Below are 19,696 nucleotides of genomic sequence, written 5' to 3' on the forward strand. Positions count from 1 at the left end.
GAAGCTGAAGCCGGTCGCCGCGCGAATGCGGACAGCCCGGCTTCGACGTTGCTGGACGTGCCGTTAAGCGCCGACCGTTTCCCGCTCGGCCGCGCGCTTGACCTGCTCGATATCGCGAAACCGCGCGGCCGGATGCTCGTCGGGCAACCGCGCCGTGCCGCCGAACAGTTTTTCGCGCAGCGTTCCGGGCGCATATGCGGTCGGATACACGCCGCGCCGCTGCAACTCCGGCACGAGATGGCGCACGACATCCTCGAAGGTTTCATGCGCGACCGCATACGCGAGATTGAAGCCGTCCACGTCGGTCGCCGCCACCCATTCCTGCAGGATGTCCGCGACGGTCGCCGCCGACCCGACGAACACCGGGCCCATGCCGCCGATGCCGCCCCAGGCGGCCAGCGCCTCGATCGTCCACGCGGTGTCGCTGCCCGACAGGTGCTCGACCGCCGACACGATCGCGTTCGTGTCGACGCGCCGGACGGGATCGGTCGGCGCGTACTGGCCGAAGTCGATGCCGGTCCAGCCGGACATGAACACCAGCGAGCCGTCGTACGACACATAGCGCCGATACTCGTCGAACTTGGCCTGCGCCTTCTCGTCGGTCTCGTCGACGATCACCGTCACGAGGTTGTAGATCAGCACCTTCGCCGGGTCGCGCCCGGCGGCCGCAGCCTTCGCGCGCACGTCGGCCACGTAGCGCGCGAGCTGGTCGCGGGTCGGCGCGGCGACGAACACGCATTCGGCGTGCCGCGCGGCGAACGCCTTGCCGGGGCCCGACGCGCCGGCCTGGAACAGCACCGGCGTGCGTTGCGGCGACGGCTCGCACAGGTGATAGCCGGGCACATCGAAGAAGCGGCCCTTGTGGCCGATCTCGTGCACTTTCTCCGGATGCGTGAACACGCGGCCGTCGCGGTCGCGCACCACCGCGCCGTCTTCCCAACTGCCCTCGAACAGCTTGTACAGCACCTCGACGTACTCGGCCGCGACCGCATAGCGGTCGTCGTGCGTGCGCAGCCCGTGATCGCCGACGTTCTTCGCGCCGCTCTCCAGATACGACGTGACGATGTTCCACGCGAGCCGGCCCTTCGTGTGATGGTCCGCGGTCGACAGCCGGCGCGCGAACGTGTACGGGTGCTCGAACGTCGTCGACGCGGTGATGCCGATGCCGAGATGCTCGGTCGCCATCGCGATCGGCGCGGCCAGTTGCAGCGGATCGTTGACCGGGATCTGCGCGGCCTGGTGCAGCGCGTGATAGTTGCTGCCCTTGTACACGTCGTAGTAGCCGATCACGTCCGCGATGAAGATCGCATCGAAGATCCCGCGTTCGAGCACGCGCGCAAGGTCGGTCCAGTAGTCGAGATCCTTGTACTGCCACGAGCGGTCGCGCGGATGCGCCCACAGGCCGGGCGACTGGTGACCGACGCAGTTCATCTCGAACGCGTTGAAGCGGATGGTCTTGCTCATCGCGCGGCTCCGGTTTCCGCACCGCCGCCCGCACTGTTACCCACGCGCCACACGAACGGCGGCGTGCGGCCGTTGATGATCCAGTCGCCGACGATGCGCGCCTTGTACACGAGCGGATTGTGCGACGACACCGTGCGTGCGTTGCGCCAGTGGCGATCGAGCGCGGTCGTGCTGCGGGTCGCGGATGCGCCGAGCGCGTCGAACAGGCGCGTCGCCGCGCGCAGCACGAGTTCGGACACGACGAGCTGGCTCTGCGCGGATTCGATTTCGGCCGCGACGTTCGCGGCCTGCTCGGCCGCTTCATCGCCGCCGAAGCGCGCTTCATAGGCTTGCTGAAGCGGCTGCGCGGCGCGCAGCGCGAGCGCGTCGGCCGCGTACGCCCATGACGCGATCTCGCCGATCACCTGCTGCAGCTGTGCATCGTCGCCGGCCCGCTGCGCATTGCCGTGGCTGTACACGCGCGTGCGGTTGCGCACGAGCTCGCCCGCATCGCGCACGATCGCGTGGCCGATACCGGCCAGCGTCGCGACGTGGAACAACTGGTAGAACGCGGTCTGGTACTTGAAGCGGCGCGCGAAATCGATCACGTTGTCCGCGTCAACCGCCGCGTTCTCGAAACGCGTCGTGCCGCTGCCGGTGGTGGTCTGGCCGAAGCCGTCCCAGTCGTCTTCGCGGATCACGCCCGGTTGCGCGGTCGCGACGGCGACGATCACGTCGCTGCCGTCGTGCGCGCGCTGCGCGAACACGTCGATCCAGTCGGCGAACAGGCTGCCGGTGCTGTAGAACTTCCGGCCGTTCAGCACGAGCCGGCCGTTGTGCTCCGACACCTTCGTGACGGTCTGGCCGAGCGGCACGTCGCCGGCTTCCGACCACGCATTGCCGACGAGCTGGCCGCTCGCGAAGCGGTCGAACCAGGTCGTGCGCTGCGGCCCGGCCGGTGCATTGAGCCAGTCCTCGACGAACGCGAAGTGCCCGCGCAATGCCTGCGGCAAATTGGAATCGGCGGCGGCGAGCTCGGTCAGCAGCCGGAACAACTGCGGCAGCGATGCGCCGGCGCCGCCGGCGCTCACAGGCAAACGTATCGCGCCGAAGCCGGCCGATTTGAGCCAGCCGATCGCCTCGTGCGGCAATTCGCGGCGGCGATCGCGCTCGGCGGTGCCGGCGGCAATGCGCTCGAAGATCGGCCGGAACCGGCTCGCGAGCGCATCGTAATCGGTACCGGTGGAAAGGTCGGGAACTGCGTGCGATGAAGTCATGCGGATTTCCTCGAAGGGCGTGGCCGTTTGCGCCGGGAGCCCAGTATAGGAAGCGCGACGCGGGCGTTCCAATAACGGATTCTCGGATCGTTATCGTCGCTGCGTATTACTGTCGCCGCGCGGCGCGTATCGACGTTCCGGCATCGATTGCGACGTCAAAACGCGCAATCGCCTTCGCCATTCGCGCATCGTTTGTTATCCAAAGGAATATCGTTTCGAGAATCGCTCGGTTTTCCGGCCCGCGCGGCGCTGCTAGATTGAACGCTTTCACCATTTGACAGGAGAGCCCGATGTCAGACACGAGCGCGACGATTCAGGAACGGCCGTCCGATGCACGACCGCAGGCGGCCCGCGTGATCGCCGACGATGCGGAGGCGATCGAGGTCGCGCATGCGCTGGCGCAACGCCTGGCGCAAGGGGCCGCCGAACGCGACCGCGAACGCCGCCTGCCGCGCGAGGAAATCGAATGGTTCTCGCAGTCGGGGCTGTGGGCGATCACGGTGCCGAAGGCATACGGCGGCGCGGGCGTATCGCATGTGACGCTCACCGAGGTGATCAAGATCGTCGCCGCGGCCGATGCGTCGCTCGGGCAGCTTCCGCAGAATCACTTCGGGCTCGTCGACGTGATCACGCTCGTCGGCAGCGACGCGCAGAAGCGTCATTTCTTCGCCGAAGTGCTGAGCGGCAAGCGGTTCGGCAACGGCTTCTCGGAGAAGGGCACGAAGCACGTGCTCGACCTGAAGACGCGCGTGCGCCGCGACGGCGACGACTATGTCGTCGACGGCACCAAGTTCTACTCGACCGGGGCGCTGTTCGCGCACTACGTGCCGGTGCTCGGGCTCGACGACGCGCGGCAGGCATGGCTTGCGTACGTGCCGCAGCCGACGCCCGGGTTGACCGTGATCGACGACTGGTCGGGCTTCGGCCAGCGCACGACCGCGAGCGGCACGGTCGTGCTCGACGCGGTGCGCGTGCCGGCGTCGCACGTGCTGCCTGCGCAGCGCGTGTCGGACGTGCCCACGCTCAACGGACCGCTGTCGCAGATCATCCAGGCGGCGATCGACGCGGGTATCGCGAAGGCGGCCATCGACGATACGCTCGCGTTTGTCCGGACCCGCGCGCGGCCGTGGGTCGACAGCGGCGTCGAGCGGGCCGCGGACGACCCGCTGACGATTCGCGAAATCGGCCGGCTGCACATCCAGCTGCATGCGGCCGACGCGTTGCTCGAACGCGCGGCGCGCACGCTCGACGAGATCACGGCAAAGGGCGACGTGACCGAGGACGACGTCGCGCGGGCGTCGGTGGCGGTGGGCGAAGCGAAGGTGCTGACGACCGAGGTCGCGCTGCTCGCGGGCGAGAAGCTGTTCGAGCTGGCCGGCACGCAATCGACGCTCGCCGAGCACAACCTCGACCGCCATTGGCGCAACGCGCGCACGCACACGCTGCACGATCCGGTGCGCTGGAAGTATCACCTCGTCGGCAACTACTATCTGAACGGCGCACGCCCGGCGCGCCATGCGTGGAATTGACACGCGGGCGGCAAGCGGCTCGTCCGGCCGCCGCGCATCGCGTTAGCGGTCGGACGCCAGCAGCGCGTGGGTCAACCCCCGCGCGATGCCGTCGAGCGTGAAGCCCAGTGCGCCGATCACGACGATCACCGCGGTCAGTTCCGCATACGCGAGCCGGTCGCGCGTGTCGAGGATCAGGTAGCCGAGGCCCGCGTTGACGCCGAGCATCTCGGCCGGCACCAGCACGATCCACAGGATGCCGATCGCGAGCCGGATGCCGTTGAGCAGCGGCCCCGCGATGGCGGGCAGCACGATATGCACCAGCAGCTCGCGGCGGGTGGCCGCGAGGCTTGCGCCGAGCTGCAGCCAGCGCCGGTCGATCTGCGCGACGCCGGCCGCCGTGCTCATCAGCACCGGCCACAACGCGGCGAACCCGAGCAGGAAGTAGATCGCGCGATCGCCGATGCCGAACGACATGACCGCGAGCGGCATCCACGACAGCGGCGACACCATGCGCAGAAACTGGAACGTCGGCGACAGCATCCGCTCGACCCATCGCACGCGGCCGAGCAACAGCCCGAGCGGGACGCCGGCCAGCAGCGCCGCGCCGAGCCCGACGCCGATGCGTCGGAGGCTGACGAGCGCGTGTTCGAGCAGATGATCGTCCGCGCACAGCGACCGCAGGCTGGCGAGCGCGCTGTCCGGCGCGAACTGCCGGCCGAGCGAGCCGGGCTCGGTCAACGCATGGATCGCGGCCCACCAGACGACGATCGTCGCGACGAGCCCGGCCACGCCGAGCCATCGCGCGGCCGCGCGTGCCGGGTAGCGGGAGCCGCCGGCCCGGCGCGTGTCGGGTGCGGACGAACGGCGGGAGGCGAGCGCATCAGACAACGATGGTCTCCTCGCGCTGGAACGCACCCGATTGACCGAACGCGCTCAGCCCGCCGACCGCGTCGATGCTCTTGCGCACGAACCGGTCGTCGACGAGATCGCGGGCCGCGAATGCCGGGTCCAGCGACGCGAGGAAGGCGCCGTCGCCGTCGACCACCGTGCGTTTCAGCCGTTGAACCAGCGCCTCGGTATAGCTCGGGAACGGATACGGCTGGAAGTCGATCCGCTTTGCGTGCCAGTCGGCATGGCGGATCGCGCCGCTCGCGCGATAGGTGTCGGCCAGCGACGACGACGGCACCAGCACGCGGTCGAGCGACGCGAGCGTATGCGGCGAATAGCGGTGCGTGCCGTCCTTCGACAGCAACTGCGCGGTTTCCTGCGGATGCGTGCGCGCCCACAGCTGCGCCTTCACGATCGCGTTGACGACCTTTTGCGACCACGCGGGGCGCTGCGTCAGATCGTGCTCGTGCATGAACACGACGCAGCATGCATGGTTCTTCCAGACATCGCCGGTGAAGCGCAGGATCTTGCCGATCTTCATCAGTTCCGCGGTCGCGTTGAACGGCTCCGCGACGATATACCCGGCGATCTGGCGCGCGGCGAGCGCGGGCAGCATGTCCGACGGCGCCATCACGACGAGGTTGACCTCGTTCGCCGCGGGCGTGCCGCGCCGCTTGAGCACGGGCACGAGCCCTTGCTGACGCAGCAGGTCCTGCAGCACGACGTTGTGAATCGAGTACCAGAACGGAATCGCGACGGTCTTGCCGCCGAGATCGCGCAGCGAATCGATGTCGGGCGCGACCGTGAGCCCGGAGCCGTTCACGTGGTTCCAGGCGACCACCTTCGCCGGTGCGCGGCTGCCGTAGCGCGCCCAAAGCGTCATCGGCGACAGCAGGTGCACGACGTTGACCTGGCCCGACAGGAATGCCTCGACGAGCTGCGCCCAGCTGCGCAGCAGCTTCGGTTGCTCGACGGTCAGGCCTTCGGACGCGAAATAGCCGTTGTTGTGGGCCACCAGCAACGGGGCCGCGTCGGTGATCGGCAGATAGCCGATCCGGACCGGCGCATCCGGCTCGGCCGCGGCGTGCGCGTTCGCCATCGAGAGCAACGGGGCGGCGCCCGTCGCGGTGAACAGGGCCGCGAGCTTCAGCCATTCGCGGCGCGACATCGGAATCTGGCACATGGATAGGCGGGTCAGGTCAGTCAGTTCAGGGAATGAAGTTCGGACGCGTGCGGGCGCTTCATGCCGGCCTGCAACGCCTTCAGGATGTCGATGCGCATCGTGCCGAGTTCGCTGACGAACGCGTCGCGCGGATGCGGTAAATCGACCCGCCACGCGTCGATGAAGCGCCCTTGCGTGCCGAGCAGCACGATGCGATCGGCCACGAGCAGCGCTTCGTCGATGTCGTGGGTCACGAGCACCGTCGCGCAGCGTGTCGTCGACACGATGTTCACCAGCAACTGCTGCATCGCGGCGCGCGTGACTTCGTCGAGCGCCGAGAACGGCTCGTCGAGCAGCAGCGCGTGCGGCTGACGCGCGAGTGCACGCGCCAGCGCCGCGCGCTGCGCCATCCCGCCCGAGAGCTGGGCCGGGCGCAGCGCCGCGGCGGCTTCGAGCCCGACCGCGCGCAGCGCCGCGCGGACGCGCTCGCGTTGCTGATCGCGCGTGAGCCGAGCCTGATGCGCGAAGGCGAGGCCGAACGCGACGTTCTTTTCGGTCGACAGCCACGGCAGCAGGCACGGGTCCTGAAACGCGATCGCGATCCTCGGGTGCGGGCCCTGCAGCGTCGTACCGTCGATCGACACGGTGCCGGATTGCGGCCGCTCCAGCCCGGCCAGTGCGCGCAGGAGGCTCGACTTGCCGGTCCCGCTCGGGCCGATCAGCGCGACGATTTCGCCGCGATCGACCGACAGCGAGACATCGGCAAGGACGGTATTGCGCCGCTCGCCGTCGTAGCCGAGCGTCAGATGGCGCGCGTCCAGCAGGGGGGCCGTCATGCGGCGATGCTCCGCGTCTGCGCGGCGAGTTGCGCCTTCAGCTGCACCACGCTCGGCGTGACGATCGGAATGAACGCCGCTTCGCGCCAGCGTCGCTCGAAGCCGAGCCCCGCATCGCGCAGATAGCCGCGGCCGCCGCTTGCTTCGAGTTCGAGGTTCACGGCGGTGGCCACGTGCGTCGCGAGCGCGATGCGCAGCTCGAACAGACGGTTGGGATGCAGGCGCAGGCTGCCGTCGGCGATGCCGGACGACAGTTGCGCGCATGCGGCGGCCAGTCCGGCCGCGCAGGATTCGACTTCGGGGCCGAGAATGCCGCGCGTCGTCTCGGCCGCGCGTCGCGCTTCGGCCAGCGCGCGCCGCGCGAGCCCGATCGACAGCCCGCACTGCAAGCCGAGGAAGGCCGGTCGCACCGCCGGCAGGAACGTTTGCGCATCTGGATGGATCAGCCACGCGGTGTCGCTCGGCACGTCGTCGAGATGCAGCGCGGCGGTGTTGCTGCCGCGCAGCGCGATCAGGTCGAGATCCGTGCTGCGTGTCAGGCCGGGCGCGTCATCGGGAATCGCGACGATCGCGGACGGCCTGCCGTCGCCGAACGCAACCGCGGCCGCCACGACGAACCGTTCCGTGCGCAGGTTCGTCACCCACGCCATCCTGCCCGTCAGCCGCCAGTCGTCGGCGCTTTCCGCGTGCGGCGTCGCGTCGATCTGAAGCGACTCGATGCCGGACAGATACTTCATCGCGTTCGACAGGCCGCTCGCGCCCGCGCAACGGCCGTCGAGCAGCGCCGGCAGCCAGCGCTCGCGCAGCGCGGCGTTCGGGCTTTGCAGCAGGTATTCGATGAAGCTGCGCTGGCCCCACAGCACGAAGGCCGCGGTCAGCGAACGTTCGGCCACCGCCGCGATGCCCGCGATGGCGTCCGTGGTCGTCCCGCCCGCGCCGCCGAGGCTCGCCGGCACGCCGGTCCGGAACAGGCCGGCCGCCGCGAGACGCGGCACGACGTCCGCTTTCAGCGCGGCGCTCGTGTCGAGCTGCGTGGCGTTCGCGTCGAGCCAGTCGGCGAGCGACGCGTCGAGTGCGGGCGCCGTCAGGCGGCCTGTGTCCGGGGTTCCCATCGGTATGCGGCCAGTTCGGGGTTGAGTTCGTTGCGCGCCAGGTTGTTCGCGAAGTTGCACAGCGTCGCGAGGCTCACGCCCAGCACCACTTCGAGCGCGTTCGCTTCGGTGAAGCCGGCGGCCAGGAATGCGTCGAGCGCGTCGTCGGTCACGCCGCCGCGCGTCGCGATCACGGCGCGCGTGAAGGCCGCGACCGCGTCGAGCCGCGGATCGGCAACCGGCTCGCCGTCGCGCAGTGCGTCGACGTCGGCGCGATCGACATGGGCTTTCTTCAGCGCGGCGGCGGTGTGTCCGGCCACGCAGAACGCACAGCCGTGGACGGCGGCCGCGGTGATCTGCACGGCTTCGCGCTCGGCGAACGTGAGGCCCGCGCGGCTGTTGATCTCCGCGACGGTCAGATAGGTTTCGAGCGCGACCGGCGCATTCGCGAGCGAGCGCACGAGGTTCGGCAGGAAACCGTTCGCGCGCTGCGACTTTTCCAGGAAAGGCTGGCTGGGTGCGGGCGCGGTTTCGACGGTAGGCAAGGGCAGGCGGCTCACAGGATTCTCCGGAGGGGCAGTGCGATCATTGTCGAGGCGGCGCCCCCGCCGGACAATGCGCGAACATCCGCGATTCCTGTGCGTTCGTCCCGCGTCGTGCGTTTCGACGGCGCGCCGGCCCGTCGGCTAGTGCAGGCGCGCCGCCGATTGCGACGCGTCGTCGCGCCCGCGCCGCCACGCGCCGGGCTGCATGCCCATCGTGCGCTTGAACGCATGCGCAAAGGCCGACTCCGACTGATAGCCGACGAGTTCGCCCGCACGCGAAATCGGCAGGCCCTGTTCCAGCAGGTCCGCCGCGAGCCGCATCCGCACCAGCGTGACGAACTGCATCGGCGGATGGCCGGACGCTTCGCTGAAGTGCTTGCAGAACGCGGTGCGGGACATGTTCGCGAACGCGGCCATCGAGTCGGTGGTCCACGCGTCGGCGGGCGCGTCGATGATCGCGGCGACGAGCGTGCCGAAGCCGGTCCGCTGCATCAGCGACGCGAGCCCGCTGGCGACGGTATCGTGCCCGGCGGCGTCCCGTACCGCATAGAACAGCAGCAGTTCGACCAGCTTGTCGATCAGCGGGGACGGCGCGTCGACGCCGTGACGGCCTTCGGCGCGAATCAGCTCGAACAGCCCGTGGATGCCGCGATAGGCGTCGTCGCCGCGCCGCACGATCAGGTACTCGGGGAAGAGCGACACGATCGCGCGCGACACGGTGGAGTGGAATTCGATGAAACCGCAGGCAAGGCCGACGCTGCCGTCGACCGACGCGTCGAGCGGCTGCATGGACCCGCGTCGCTCGAGCGGGTGGCTGCCCGCGACCGCGCAGGTCTGCGGATTGACCGGGCTCGGCGACAGCCCGTGCGGCACGTCGCGCAACAGAAAGACGGCTTCACCGGCGGCAACCGGAATGCTGTCCCGCCCGTCGGCGAAGTGAAGCCATGCCGATCCATGCAGGAGGATGTGGAAGCTCGCCTTCGCACGGCCGGCGGTGGACGCCTGCCAGTCGCCGCAATACTGGCCGACGTGGAAAAGCTGGCTTTTCGGCTCCAGGCTGGACAGCAGCCAATGGACGACCTTGTCTGTTTGCGCGGACATTCCGATGCTGGAGGATGGGTGACGCGCCCATGCTACGGGCTGCGCCGCGCCGCTCAAACCAACGAATCGTAGAAAGCATTTTCCTGCCGTCGCAATGTCACGGGAAGCGGCGCGGCATCGCGATCGGCCGGAATTCGCACGGCGCTACCCGGGCGCCGGCGATGCAGCCCGCCCGCTATGCATGCACCCCCACCCGATACCGCGTGGTCTGTCGATACACGTCGCCCGGATGAACGATCACGTCGTCGCGCAGGCCGTCCATGTTGACTTGATTCGGGAAGCCGCCCGCCTCGACGCACAGCGCCGCGTGCCGCACGCACGGCGTGCCGCCGCTCACGCGCAGGCCGTCGAGATAATTGCCCGTATAGAGCTGCAGGCCGCGCTGATCGGTCGATACGGTCAGCTCGCGGCCGCTTTCCGGATCGTAGATTCGCGCGACGGGCCGGACTTCGCGCGCGCCGTTGCCGACGACGTAGCAGTGATCGAAGCCGCGCGCCCGCGCCAGTTGCGCATGCGGCCAGTCGAGGCGCGCGCCGAGCGGCGCGCTTTGCCGGAAATCGAACGCCGTGCCCGTCACGTCGGCCGTGCCGGTCGGGATCAGCGCGTCGTCCACTTCGAGGAACGCGTCGGCGTCGATGTGCAGCAGATGGCCGCGCACGTCGCTGCCCGCGCGCCCGTTCAGGTTGAAGTAGCTGTGATTCGTCAGGTTCAGCGGCGTCGGCGCGTCGGTCCACCCCGTGTAGTCGATCGTCAGCGTGCCGTCGTCGTCGAGCGTGTAGCGCACCTGCACGCTCACGTTGCCGGGGAATCCCGCGTCGCCTTCCGGCGAATCGAGCCGCAGCGTGAGCCCGCCGCCATCGTCGAGCACGTCCCACCGCGCGCGATGAAAGCCGTTCGCGCCGCCGTGCAGCAGGTTGCCGTTCTCGTTGCGGTCGAGCAGGTAGTCGACGCCGTCGAGCGTGAAGCGCGCGCCGGCGATCCGGTTCGCCCAGCGGCCGACCGTCGCGCCGAGATAGGCGCCGGATGCGAGGTATTCGGCCGGCGTGTCGTGCGCGAGCACGATATCGGCCAAGCGCCCCGTGCGGTCGGGCGCGAGCCACGACACGACGGTCGCGCCGAGATCGCTGACGACGACGCGCATTCCGTGCGCATTGCGCAGCGTATAGCGCCGCACCGGCTCGCCGTCGGGCAACGTGCCCCACGGCTCGGCGTGCACGCGTGCGACGCCGGGCGTCAGGTATGAGGAATCGGTATCGATATGCATGAGTGGAGGTCGGGTGGGCGGCGGCGTCAGTTCGTGGCGGCCGCGCGTTCCTGATATTCGCGCGGCGTGCAGCCGAGTTCCCGCCGGAACACCGCGTACATGTATTGCAGCGACGTGAAACCGCAACGGATCGCGACTTCGGCGCTCGACGCCTGCCGGCCGGCAAGCAGCGCCTGCGCGGCTTCGAGCTTGTGGCGCAGGATCTCCTGGTGCACGGTGCGCTGCAGTTCGCGCCGGAAGTGCTCCTCGAGCAGCGAGCGCGACACGCCGACATAGTCGGCGACCTGTTCGGTCTTGATCCCCTGGCACGCGTACTGGCGGATGAAATGCCGGGCGCGCATCACGTGCGGGCTCGCCAGCGGCTGGTGGCGCGTCGATTCGAGCACGTTGATGCCGACCGGCGGCACGAGAATGCGCTGCCCGGGAAAGCGCGCGCCGCGCAGCATCCGGTGCAGCAGGTGCGCGGCGGTGCGGCCCATTTCCTCGGTGCCCTGGATGACCGACGACAGCGGAATGCGCGTCAGCGTGCGCGTGAGCGGATCGTTGTCGATGCCGATGATCGCGACCTGTTCCGGCACCGCGATGCCGGCGATCAGGCAGGCCTGCAACAGATGCCGCGCGCGTGCATCGGTCACCGCGATCACGCCGACGGGCTTCGGCAGCGCATGCAGCCAGCCGATCAGTTGCTCGATCGCGTGATTCCAGCCCGACGCGCTCGTCGACAGCCCGCGATAGATCGGCGCGTCGAGCCCGTCCGCGCGCGCGAGCCGGTCGAACGCGAGCTCGCGCTGCTGCGCCCAGCGGTTCTCCTGCGCGACCGGCAGGCTGTACATCGCGAAGTGCGCGAGTCCCGCGCCGATCAGGTGCGTATACGCGAGCGACACGAGCTTCGCGTTGTCCGTCGCAATATATGGGACATCGTCCGGGTATTGCGCCGGGTCCTCGTACGACGAGCCGATCGCGACGATCGGCAGCGGCGAGCCGGCGAGCGCGTCGGCGACGGCCGGATCGTCGAAGTCGGCGATGATGCCGTCGCCGTCGAAACGCTCGATGCCGGTGAGCCGGCAGCGGAAATCGTCTTCGAGGAACAGGTCCCACACGACGCGCGTCGTGTGCAGGTACTGGCCGATGCCGCTGATGATCTCGCGGTCGTAGACCTTGTTCGCGTTGAACAGCAGCGCGATGCGGTGCGGTGTCTGGGCGGAAGGGGCGCGTGTCATCTCGGTGTCGGGGCGCGCGCCTTGCGGGCGCGGTGCCATTGTCTCCGGGGCGCGCCCGGGACGGCGGCGCGCGGGTTGGTGTACGGCGATTGTAGGACGGAACGCGCGCCGCACGCAGCGGCTGGCAAGAAACATCAAGCGTGCTGCGCAATTTCGCAATTGCCGGACGGCAGGCGCGGGGGCACGATCCAGCCAACCGAATTCGGCCGCGTGCGTCGTCGCGATGTACGTTGCGCCGCAACAAGAACCTGCACGGAGACGCCATGTCGTATTTCGAACACATTCCCGCGATTCGCTACGAAGGCCCGCGGTCGGACAACCCGCTCGCCTATCACCATTACGACCCCGAGCGGCGTGTGCTGGGCAAGACGCTCGCCGAGCATCTGCGGATCGCGGTGTGCTACTGGCACACGTTCGTGTGGCCGGGCCACGACATCTTCGGGCAGGCCGCGTTCCAGCGGCCGTGGCAGCAGCCGGGCGACGCGCTCGAGCGCGCGCGGCAGAAGGCCGATGCGGCGTTCGAGTTCTTCACGAAGCTCGGCACGCCGTTCTATACGTTCCACGACACCGACGTCGCGCCGGAAGGCGACAGCCTGCGCGAATACGCGGCCAATTTCGCGCGCATGGTCGACTATCTCGGCGAGCGCCAGCAGGCGAGCGGCGTGCGGCTGCTGTGGGGCACCGCGAACCTGTTCTCGCACCCGCGCTTCGCGGCCGGCGCCGCGACGAACCCGAACCCCGACGTGTTCGCGTGGGCCGCGACCCAGGTGTGCCATGCGCTCGACGCGACCCACCGGCTCGGCGGCGAAAACTACGTGCTGTGGGGCGGCCGCGAAGGCTACGAGACGCTGCTCAATACCGACCTGAAGCGCGAACGCGAGCAGTTCGCGCGCTTTTTGTCGATGGTCGTCGAGCACAAGCACCGGATCGGCTTCAAGGGCGCGCTGCTGATCGAGCCGAAGCCGCAGGAGCCGACCAAGCACCAGTACGACTACGACGTCGCGACCGTGCACGGCTTCCTCGTGCAGTACGGATTGCAGAACGAGATCCGCGTGAACATCGAGGCGAATCACGCGACGCTCGCGGGCCATTCGTTCCATCACGAGATCGCGAACGCATTCGCGCTCGGCGTGTTCGGCAGCGTCGACGCGAACCGCGGCGATCCGCAGAACGGCTGGGACACCGACCAGTTCCCGAACAGCGTCGAGGAGCTGACGCTCGCGTTCTACGAGATCCTGCGCCACGGCGGCTTCACGACCGGCGGGATGAACTTCGACTCGAAGGTGCGCCGCCAGAGCATCGACCCGGAAGACCTGTTCTACGGTCACGTCGGCGCGATCGACGTGCTCGCGCTCGCGCTCGAACGCGCGGCGGTGCTGGTCGAGAACGACCGGCTCGACGCGCTGCGCCGGCAGCGCTACGCGCAGTGGGACGACGCGTTCGGCCGCAAGATCCTGTCGGGCGGCTATACGCTGGAGTCGCTCGCGGCCGACGCGCTCGCGCGCGGCGTCGACCCGCGGCACGTGAGCGGCGCGCAGGAGCGGCTCGAGAACATCGTGAACCAGGCGATCTACGGGCTGCGCTGACGCCATGTACATCGGACTCGATCTCGGCACGTCCGGCGTGAAGGCGGTGCTGCTCGACCGCGACGGCGCGGTGCGCGCGAGCGCGAACCGCCCGCTGACGGTGAGCCGGCCGCAGCCGCGCTGGTCCGAACAGGCGCCGCGCGACTGGTGGGGCGCCGCATGCGGCGCGCTCGCCGCGCTCGTGGCGGATGCACGCGCGGCCGGCATCGACCCGCGCGACATCCACGCACTCGGGTTGACCGGTCAGATGCACGGCGCGACGCTGCTCGATGCGCATGGCGACGTGCTGCGCCCCGCGATCTTGTGGAACGACGGCCGGGCGGACGCCGAGTGCGAGGAGCTCGAACGGCTCGCGCCCGCGCTGCGCACGGTGGCCGGCAACGTCGCGATGCCGGGCTTCACGGCGCCCAAGCTGCTGTGGGTGCGTCGGCACGAACCCGACGTGTTCGCGCGCATCGCCTACGTGCTGCTGCCGAAGGATTATCTGCGCTACCGGCTGACCGGCGCGTTCGCGACCGATCCGTCGGATGCCGCCGGCACGCTGTGGCTCGACGTCGCGAAGCGCGACTACGACGACACGCTGCTCGCCGCGTGCGGGCTGTCGCGCACGCAGATGCCGGCCGTGTTCGAGGGCAACGCGGTGACCGGCACGCTGCTGCCGGCCGTCGCGCGCGCGCTCGGACTGCGCGAGATTCCGGTGGTGGCCGGCGGCGGCGACAACGCGGCCGGCGCGGTGGGCGTCGGGATCGTGCGGCCCGGCGACGCGCTGCTGTCGCTCGGCACGTCGGGCGTGTATTTCGCGGTGTCGGACGGGTTTCGCGCGAATCCCGAATCGGCGGTGCACAGCTTCTGTCATGCGCTGCCCGATACGTGGCACCTGATGTCCGTGATGCTGAACGCGGCCGGCTGCGTCGACTTCACCGCGCAACTGGCCGGTTACGACGGCGTCGCGGCGCTGCTCGACGATGCGCGGACGAGCGCACGCGAGAGCCGCCCGTGGTTCCTGCCGTACCTGAGCGGCGAGCGCACGCCGCACAACGACGTGAACGCGAAGGGCGTGTTCTACGGGCTCACGCCCGACACGCGGCGCGCGGATCTCGCGAACGCGACGCTCGAAGGCGTGGGCTTCGCGCTGCTCGACGGCATCGACGCGCTGCATGCGGCCGGGCTCGCGCCCGACAGCATCACGGTGATCGGCGGCGGCTCGCGCAGCGCGTACTGGACGCAGATGCTCGCCGACCTGAGCGGCCGTGCGCTGACGCTGCGCGCGGGTGGCGAGATCGGGCCGGCGCTGGGCGCCGCGCGCCTCGCCCGTCTCGCGCTCGAACCGGATGCGGCGCTTGCCGACGTGTGCCCGCAGCCGAGCGTCGTCGCGGTGCGCGAGCCCGATCCCGGGCGGCACGCGTGGTATCGCGACGTGCGGCGGCCGACGTTTCGCGCGCTGTACCGTGCGCTCGAACCGGTATTCGCGACGGGCGCCTGACCGGCGGTGCGCCGGCGCGGGCCCGCGCGCGGCAGTGACTCGATGCGGGTGGTGCAATCCGGCGGCCGCCCGCGATTCGTGAGGTGGTTCCATAACAAGGAGTGGAGACATGAAATCCGTGACGCGTCGTACCGTACTGAATTCCCTGGCCGGCGCCGCCGCGCTGGCGGTGTTCGCGTTGGGCACGCCGCTCGCGCACGCGAGCAAGGACAAGCCCGAGATCGGCTTCTGCATCGACGACTTGCGCGTCGAGCGCTGGTCGCGCGATCGCGACTATTTCGTTGCAGCCGCAACCAAGCTCGGCGCGAAGGTGTCGGTGCAGTCGGCCGATGCGAGCGAGGCGCGGCAGATTTCCCAGATCGAGAACCTGATCTCGCGCGGCGTCGACGTGATCGTGATCGTGCCGTTCAACTCGAAGACGCTCGGCAACGTCGTGGCCGAAGCGCGCAAGGCCGGCATCAAGGTCGTGTCGTACGACCGCCTGATTCTCGACGCGGACGTCGACGCGTATATCTCGTTCGACAACGAGAAGGTCGGCGAGCTGCAGGCGCAGGGCGTGTTCGACGCGAAGCCGAAGGGCAACTACTTCCTGCTGGGCGGCGCGCCGACCGACAACAACGCGAAGATGCTGCGCGAAGGGCAACTGAAGGTGCTGAAGCCGGCGATCGACCGCGGCGACATCAAGGTCGTCGGTCAGCAGTGGGTGCCCGAGTGGAGCGCGTCGACCGCGCTGCGGATCGTCGAGGACGCGCTGACCGCGAACAACAACAAGATCGACGCGATCGTCGCGTCGAACGACGGCACGGCCGGCGGCGCGATTCAGGCGCTCGCCGCGCAGCATCTGGCCGGCAAGGTGCCGGTGTCCGGGCAGGATGCGGATCTGGCCGCGGTCAAGCGCGTGATCGCCGGCACGCAGACGATGACCGTCTACAAGCCGCTGAAGCTGATCGCGAGCGAAGCCGCGAAGCTTGCCGTCGATCTCGCGAAGGGGACGAAGCCCGCGTTCAATGCGCAATACGACAACGGCAAGAAGAAGGTCGATACGGTGCTGCTGCAGCCGACGCTGTTGACCAAGCGCAACGTCGACGTCGTCGTGAAGGACGGCTTCTATACCCAGGCCCAGCTGGCGAGCCAGTAAGCGGGCGACGGACGCGACGCGCGGCCGCCGCGACGGCGGCCGCGTTTACTGCGAGGCAATGAACGAATGACGGAACCCTTGCTGACGATGCGCGGCATCGTCAAGGCCTTCGACGGCGTGAAGGCGCTCGACGGCATCGACCTGAGCGTGCGCCCCGGCGAATGCGTCGGGCTGTGCGGCGAGAACGGCGCCGGCAAGTCGACGCTGATGAAGGTGCTGTCGGGCGTGTACCCGCACGGCACGTGGGACGGCGAGATCCGCTGGGAAGGCGCGCCGCTCGTCGCGTCCGGCGTGCGCGACACCGAGCGCGCGGGCATCGTGATCATCCATCAGGAGCTGATGCTCGTGCCCGAGCTGTCGGTCGCCGAGAACATCTTCCTCGGCAACGAGATCACGCTGCCGGGCGGGCGCATGCACTACGCGGAAATGGTGCGACGCTCGGAAGCGCTGCTGCGCGAGCTGCGGATCGATGCGATCAACGTCGCGCAGCCGGTGATGAACTACGGCGGCGGCCACCAGCAACTGATCGAAATCGCGAAGGCGCTGAACAAGCGCGCGAAGCTGCTGATCCTCGACGAGCCGTCGTCGTCGCTGAGCGCGTCGGAAACGCGCATCCTGCTCGACATCGTGCGGGACCTGAAGCGGCGCGGCGTCGCGTGCGTCTACATCTCGCACAAGCTCGACGAGATCGACGCGGTGTGCGACACCGTGACCGTGATCCGCGACGGCCGCCACGTCGCGACCGAACCGATGCGCGCGCTGACCACCGATCGGATCATCGCGATGATGGTCGGCCGCGAGATCCGCGACCTGTATCCGCGCGAGCCGCACGAGATCGGCGACGTCGTGCTCGACGTGCATCACGTCACCTGCCACGACGTGACGAATCCGCGCCGCAAGCGTGTCGACGACGTGTCGTTCAGCGTGCGGCGCGGCGAGATTCTCGGCGTTGCCGGGCTGGTCGGCGCGGGCCGCACCGAGCTGATGCAGGCGATTTTCGGTGCGTATCCGGGCGACTGCACGGCGAGCGTGCGGATGAACGGCCGGCCGCTCGCGATCCGCTCGCCGGCCGATGCGATCCGTGCGGGTATCGCGATGGTGCCGGAGGACCGCAAGCGCCACGGGATCGTGCCGCAGCTCGGCGTCGGCCACAACATCACGCTGGCGGTGCTGCGCCGGTTCGCCGCGCGCGGCCGGATCGACGCGGCCGCCGAACTCGACGCGATCCGCACCGAGATGCAGCGGCTGTCGGTGCGTGCCGCGCATCCGTTCCTGCCGATCGCGAGCCTGTCCGGCGGCAATCAGCAGAAGGCGGTCCTGGCCAGGATGCTGCTGGCCGACCCGCAGGTATTGATTCTCGACGAGCCGACCCGCGGCGTCGACGTCGGCGCGAAGGCGGAGATCTACCGGCTGATCTTCGCGCTCGCGAAGCGCGGCGTCGCGCTGATCGTCGTGTCGTCGGAGCTGCCGGAAGTGCTCGGGCTCGCGGATCGCGTGCTCGTGATCGGCGAGGGCGAGCTGCGCGGCGATTTCGTCAACGACGGCCTCACGCAGGAACAGATTCTCGGCGCCGCGCTGACGCCCGCGCGGCGTCCGGCCGAACCCATTGCAGCGAGCACGACATGAACACCGAACTTTCGTCTTCCCGGCCCGTGTCGCCGGACACCGATACGCGCGTCGCGCGCGGCCATCCGCTGCGACGCATCTTCGTGCGCTACAAAATCCTTGCGCTGCTGTTCGCGGTGGCCGCGATCTGGGCGTTCTTCTCGGTGCTGACGGACGGCGCGTTCGTCACGCCGCGCAACCTGTCGAACCTGCTGCGGCAGATGTCGATCACCGGCATGCTCGCGTGCGGGATGGTGTTCGTCATCATCGCGGGCGAGATCGACCTGTCGGTCGGCTCGCTGCTCGGGCTGCTCGGCGGCGTCGCCGCGATCCTCGACGTCAACCGCCACTGGCCGGTGGCGGCGACGGTCCCGGCCGTGCTCGCGCTCGGCGTGCTGATCGGGCTCTTCAACGGCTGGTGGTCGACCTATCGGCGCGTGCCGTCGTTCATCGTCGGGCTCGGCGGGATGCTCGCGTTCCGCGGCATCCTGCTCGGCGTCACGGGCGGCTCGACGATCGCGCCGGTGTCGGACGGCTTCGTGTTCATCGGGCAGGGCTATCTGCCGCGCGTGGCGGGGGACGGCCTCGCGGTCCTGCTGTTCGCGCTCGCGGCGCTGCTGGTGGTGCGGCAGCGCGGCACGCGGCATCGCTACCGGCTCGCGGTCGCGCCGCTGTGGCAGGACGTCGCGAAGATCGTCGGCGCCGGCGCCGTGCTGTTCGCCTTCGTCGCGACGCTCGACCGCTACGGCGGCATTCCGGTGCCGGTGCTGCTGCTGCTCGCGTTGCTCGGCGTGTTCTCGTGGATCGCGACGCAGACGGTATTCGGCCGGCGCATCTATGCGGTGGGCTCGAACCTGGAGGCCACGCGGCTGTCGGGCGTGGATACCGATCGCGTGAAACTCGCGATCTTCGCGCTGATGGGGCTGATGTGCGCGTTTGCCGGCCTCGTGAACACGGCGCGGCTCGCGGCCGGGTCGCCGTCCGCCGGCACGATGGGCGAGCTCGACGCGATCGCCGCGTGCTTCATCGGCGGCACGTCGATGCGCGGCGGATCGGGCACGGTGTACGGCGCGCTGATCGGTGCGCTCGTGATGGCGAGCCTCGACAACGGGATGTCGATGCTCGACGTCGACGCGTACTGGCAGATGATCGTCAAGGGCGCGGTGCTGGTGCTGGCGGTGTGGATCGACGTGGTGTCGCGGTCGAACCGGCGGTGACGGGCCGGCCGGTCGCGTGCCGGAAAAGGGAAGGACCATGGAACGAAACACGATGCGCGTGCCGGATGTTTCCGTGCGGGCGGCCGGGCCGTTCGCGATGCGCATCGCCAACCAGTGCGGCCGTCCCCGGCCCGACGCGGCCGACTTCGCGCCGACCGACATCATTCGGCTGGCGCGCATCGTCGAGCGGATCGAGCGGGACGGCGCGTAGAAGCGCGCTGCCGTATCCGCGGGTGCGCGCCGACGGCCGCGCTTGACGTCGACGGTGCGGCCGTTCGGCAGCACGATCGACGCGTTTCTCTCTCCCTGGCGACTCGGTCCCACCGCGA

General features: G+C 69.4%; 17 protein-coding genes. 7 read left to right on the plus strand and 10 right to left on the minus strand.

Annotation, left to right across the window (positions count from 1 at the left end):
• Nucleotides 1-63: 63 nt before the first annotated feature.
• Together LGN10_RS16125 and LGN10_RS16130 are read right to left on the minus strand one after the other, a co-directional pair.
• Entirely contained in the window at nucleotides 64-1,464 is a 1,401-nt protein-coding gene (locus LGN10_RS16125; protein ID WP_226224238.1) for an LLM class flavin-dependent oxidoreductase, read from the minus strand.
• Nucleotides 1,461-2,720 carry an acyl-CoA dehydrogenase family protein gene (locus LGN10_RS16130; RefSeq protein WP_226224240.1) on the minus strand — a complete coding sequence of 420 codons (1,260 nt, stop codon included), beginning with the start codon at nucleotides 2,718-2,720 and terminating at the stop codon, nucleotides 1,461-1,463. The genes LGN10_RS16125 and LGN10_RS16130 overlap by 4 nt, the downstream gene beginning before the upstream one ends.
• Before the next feature lie 290 nt (nucleotides 2,721-3,010).
• Here LGN10_RS16130 and LGN10_RS16135 point away from each other — a divergent pair, with 290 nt between their 5' ends.
• Nucleotides 3,011-4,249, plus strand: a complete 1,239-nt coding sequence (locus tag LGN10_RS16135; protein WP_226224242.1) for an SfnB family sulfur acquisition oxidoreductase — start codon at nucleotides 3,011-3,013, stop codon at nucleotides 4,247-4,249.
• A 42-nt stretch (nucleotides 4,250-4,291) separates the two neighbouring features.
• Here the strand turns inward: LGN10_RS16135 and LGN10_RS16140 are convergent, their stop codons facing one another.
• The 8 genes from LGN10_RS16140 to LGN10_RS16175 form a co-directional block, all read right to left on the minus strand.
• A complete protein-coding gene (locus LGN10_RS16140) occupies nucleotides 4,292-5,119 on the minus strand; it encodes an ABC transporter permease (protein WP_124657492.1) in 828 nt (275 codons plus the stop codon).
• The gene (locus LGN10_RS16145) at nucleotides 5,112-6,302 is read right to left on the minus strand and encodes an ABC transporter substrate-binding protein (RefSeq protein WP_124657491.1); all 1,191 of its coding nucleotides are present in this window, start codon (nucleotides 6,300-6,302) and stop codon (nucleotides 5,112-5,114) included. The genes LGN10_RS16140 and LGN10_RS16145 overlap by 8 nt, the downstream gene beginning before the upstream one ends.
• A 20-nt stretch (nucleotides 6,303-6,322) precedes the next feature.
• Nucleotides 6,323-7,117, minus strand: coding sequence for an ABC transporter ATP-binding protein (locus LGN10_RS16150; RefSeq protein ID WP_226224244.1), 795 nt, complete (start codon nucleotides 7,115-7,117; stop codon nucleotides 6,323-6,325).
• Complete coding sequence (locus LGN10_RS16155) at nucleotides 7,114-8,229, minus strand: acyl-CoA dehydrogenase family protein (protein ID WP_059577734.1); 1,116 nt, start codon at nucleotides 8,227-8,229, stop codon at nucleotides 7,114-7,116. Before LGN10_RS16155 ends, LGN10_RS16150 begins: the two co-directional genes overlap by 4 nt.
• Nucleotides 8,202-8,768: a carboxymuconolactone decarboxylase family protein gene (locus LGN10_RS16160; protein ID WP_059577736.1), complete on the minus strand. Its 567-nt coding sequence runs from the start codon at nucleotides 8,766-8,768 to the stop codon at nucleotides 8,202-8,204. Before LGN10_RS16160 ends, LGN10_RS16155 begins: the two co-directional genes overlap by 28 nt.
• Before the next feature lie 126 nt (nucleotides 8,769-8,894).
• Nucleotides 8,895-9,854 carry an AraC family transcriptional regulator gene (locus tag LGN10_RS16165; protein ID WP_226224245.1) on the minus strand — a complete coding sequence of 320 codons (960 nt, stop codon included), beginning with the start codon at nucleotides 9,852-9,854 and terminating at the stop codon, nucleotides 8,895-8,897.
• Between the two features lie 175 nt (nucleotides 9,855-10,029).
• Nucleotides 10,030-11,118: an aldose epimerase family protein gene (locus tag LGN10_RS16170; RefSeq protein ID WP_059608811.1), complete on the minus strand. Its 1,089-nt coding sequence runs from the start codon at nucleotides 11,116-11,118 to the stop codon at nucleotides 10,030-10,032.
• Nucleotides 11,119-11,144: 26 nt separating this feature from the next.
• Complete coding sequence (locus LGN10_RS16175; RefSeq protein WP_059577745.1) at nucleotides 11,145-12,338, minus strand: XylR family transcriptional regulator; 1,194 nt, start codon at nucleotides 12,336-12,338, stop codon at nucleotides 11,145-11,147.
• Between the two features lie 263 nt (nucleotides 12,339-12,601).
• Between LGN10_RS16175 and xylA the strand changes: the two genes are divergently transcribed.
• From xylA to LGN10_RS16205, 6 genes are all read left to right on the plus strand, one after another.
• Nucleotides 12,602-13,924: a xylose isomerase gene (gene xylA / locus LGN10_RS16180; protein ID WP_059578027.1), complete on the plus strand. Its 1,323-nt coding sequence runs from the start codon at nucleotides 12,602-12,604 to the stop codon at nucleotides 13,922-13,924.
• Nucleotides 13,925-13,928: 4 nt separating this feature from the next.
• Nucleotides 13,929-15,407, plus strand: coding sequence for a xylulokinase (xylB, locus tag LGN10_RS16185; RefSeq protein ID WP_226224246.1), 1,479 nt, complete (start codon nucleotides 13,929-13,931; stop codon nucleotides 15,405-15,407).
• 109 nt (nucleotides 15,408-15,516) lie between these two features.
• Nucleotides 15,517-16,545 (plus strand): D-xylose ABC transporter substrate-binding protein, encoded by a 1,029-nt coding sequence (gene xylF, locus LGN10_RS16190; RefSeq protein WP_059577750.1) that lies wholly within the window; start codon nucleotides 15,517-15,519, stop codon nucleotides 16,543-16,545.
• Nucleotides 16,546-16,611: 66 nt separating this feature from the next.
• The gene (xylG, locus tag LGN10_RS16195; RefSeq protein ID WP_226224247.1) at nucleotides 16,612-18,171 is read left to right on the plus strand and encodes a D-xylose ABC transporter ATP-binding protein; all 1,560 of its coding nucleotides are present in this window, start codon (nucleotides 16,612-16,614) and stop codon (nucleotides 18,169-18,171) included.
• Nucleotides 18,168-19,367 (plus strand): sugar ABC transporter permease, encoded by a 1,200-nt coding sequence (locus tag LGN10_RS16200; protein WP_059637630.1) that lies wholly within the window; start codon nucleotides 18,168-18,170, stop codon nucleotides 19,365-19,367. Before xylG ends, LGN10_RS16200 begins: the two co-directional genes overlap by 4 nt.
• 37 nt (nucleotides 19,368-19,404) lie before the next feature.
• The gene (locus tag LGN10_RS16205) at nucleotides 19,405-19,578 is read left to right on the plus strand and encodes a hypothetical protein (protein WP_226224248.1); all 174 of its coding nucleotides are present in this window, start codon (nucleotides 19,405-19,407) and stop codon (nucleotides 19,576-19,578) included.
• Nucleotides 19,579-19,696: the final 118 nt, after the last annotated feature.

Origin of the sequence: Burkholderia sp. AU32262 (assembly GCF_020419985.1) — a bacterium.
Classification (GTDB): Bacteria; Pseudomonadota; Gammaproteobacteria; order Burkholderiales; family Burkholderiaceae; genus Burkholderia; species Burkholderia semiarida.

Bases quoted from the DNA above. Each gene is read 5' to 3' on its own strand.
- LGN10_RS16135 (WP_226224242.1), top strand. From the start codon at position 3,011: ATGTCAGACACGAGCGCGACGATTCAGGAACGGCCGTCCGATGCACGA.
- LGN10_RS16175 (WP_059577745.1), bottom strand. From the start codon at position 12,338: ATGACACGCGCCCCTTCCGCCCAGACACCGCACCGCATCGCGCTGCTG.
- xylF (WP_059577750.1), top strand. From the start codon at position 15,517: ATGAAATCCGTGACGCGTCGTACCGTACTGAATTCCCTGGCCGGCGCC.
- LGN10_RS16150 (WP_226224244.1), bottom strand. From the start codon at position 7,117: ATGACGGCCCCCCTGCTGGACGCGCGCCATCTGACGCTCGGCTACGAC.
- LGN10_RS16145 (WP_124657491.1), bottom strand. From the start codon at position 6,302: ATGTGCCAGATTCCGATGTCGCGCCGCGAATGGCTGAAGCTCGCGGCC.
- LGN10_RS16125 (WP_226224238.1), bottom strand. From the start codon at position 1,464: ATGAGCAAGACCATCCGCTTCAACGCGTTCGAGATGAACTGCGTCGGT.
- LGN10_RS16200 (WP_059637630.1), top strand. From the start codon at position 18,168: ATGAACACCGAACTTTCGTCTTCCCGGCCCGTGTCGCCGGACACCGAT.
- LGN10_RS16205 (WP_226224248.1), top strand. From the start codon at position 19,405: ATGGAACGAAACACGATGCGCGTGCCGGATGTTTCCGTGCGGGCGGCC.
- xylB (WP_226224246.1), top strand. From the start codon at position 13,929: ATGTACATCGGACTCGATCTCGGCACGTCCGGCGTGAAGGCGGTGCTG.
- xylG (WP_226224247.1), top strand. From the start codon at position 16,612: ATGACGGAACCCTTGCTGACGATGCGCGGCATCGTCAAGGCCTTCGAC.
- LGN10_RS16155 (WP_059577734.1), bottom strand. From the start codon at position 8,229: ATGGGAACCCCGGACACAGGCCGCCTGACGGCGCCCGCACTCGACGCG.
- LGN10_RS16165 (WP_226224245.1), bottom strand. From the start codon at position 9,854: ATGTCCGCGCAAACAGACAAGGTCGTCCATTGGCTGCTGTCCAGCCTG.
- xylA (WP_059578027.1), top strand. From the start codon at position 12,602: ATGTCGTATTTCGAACACATTCCCGCGATTCGCTACGAAGGCCCGCGG.
- LGN10_RS16130 (WP_226224240.1), bottom strand. From the start codon at position 2,720: ATGACTTCATCGCACGCAGTTCCCGACCTTTCCACCGGTACCGATTAC.
- LGN10_RS16170 (WP_059608811.1), bottom strand. From the start codon at position 11,118: ATGCATATCGATACCGATTCCTCATACCTGACGCCCGGCGTCGCACGC.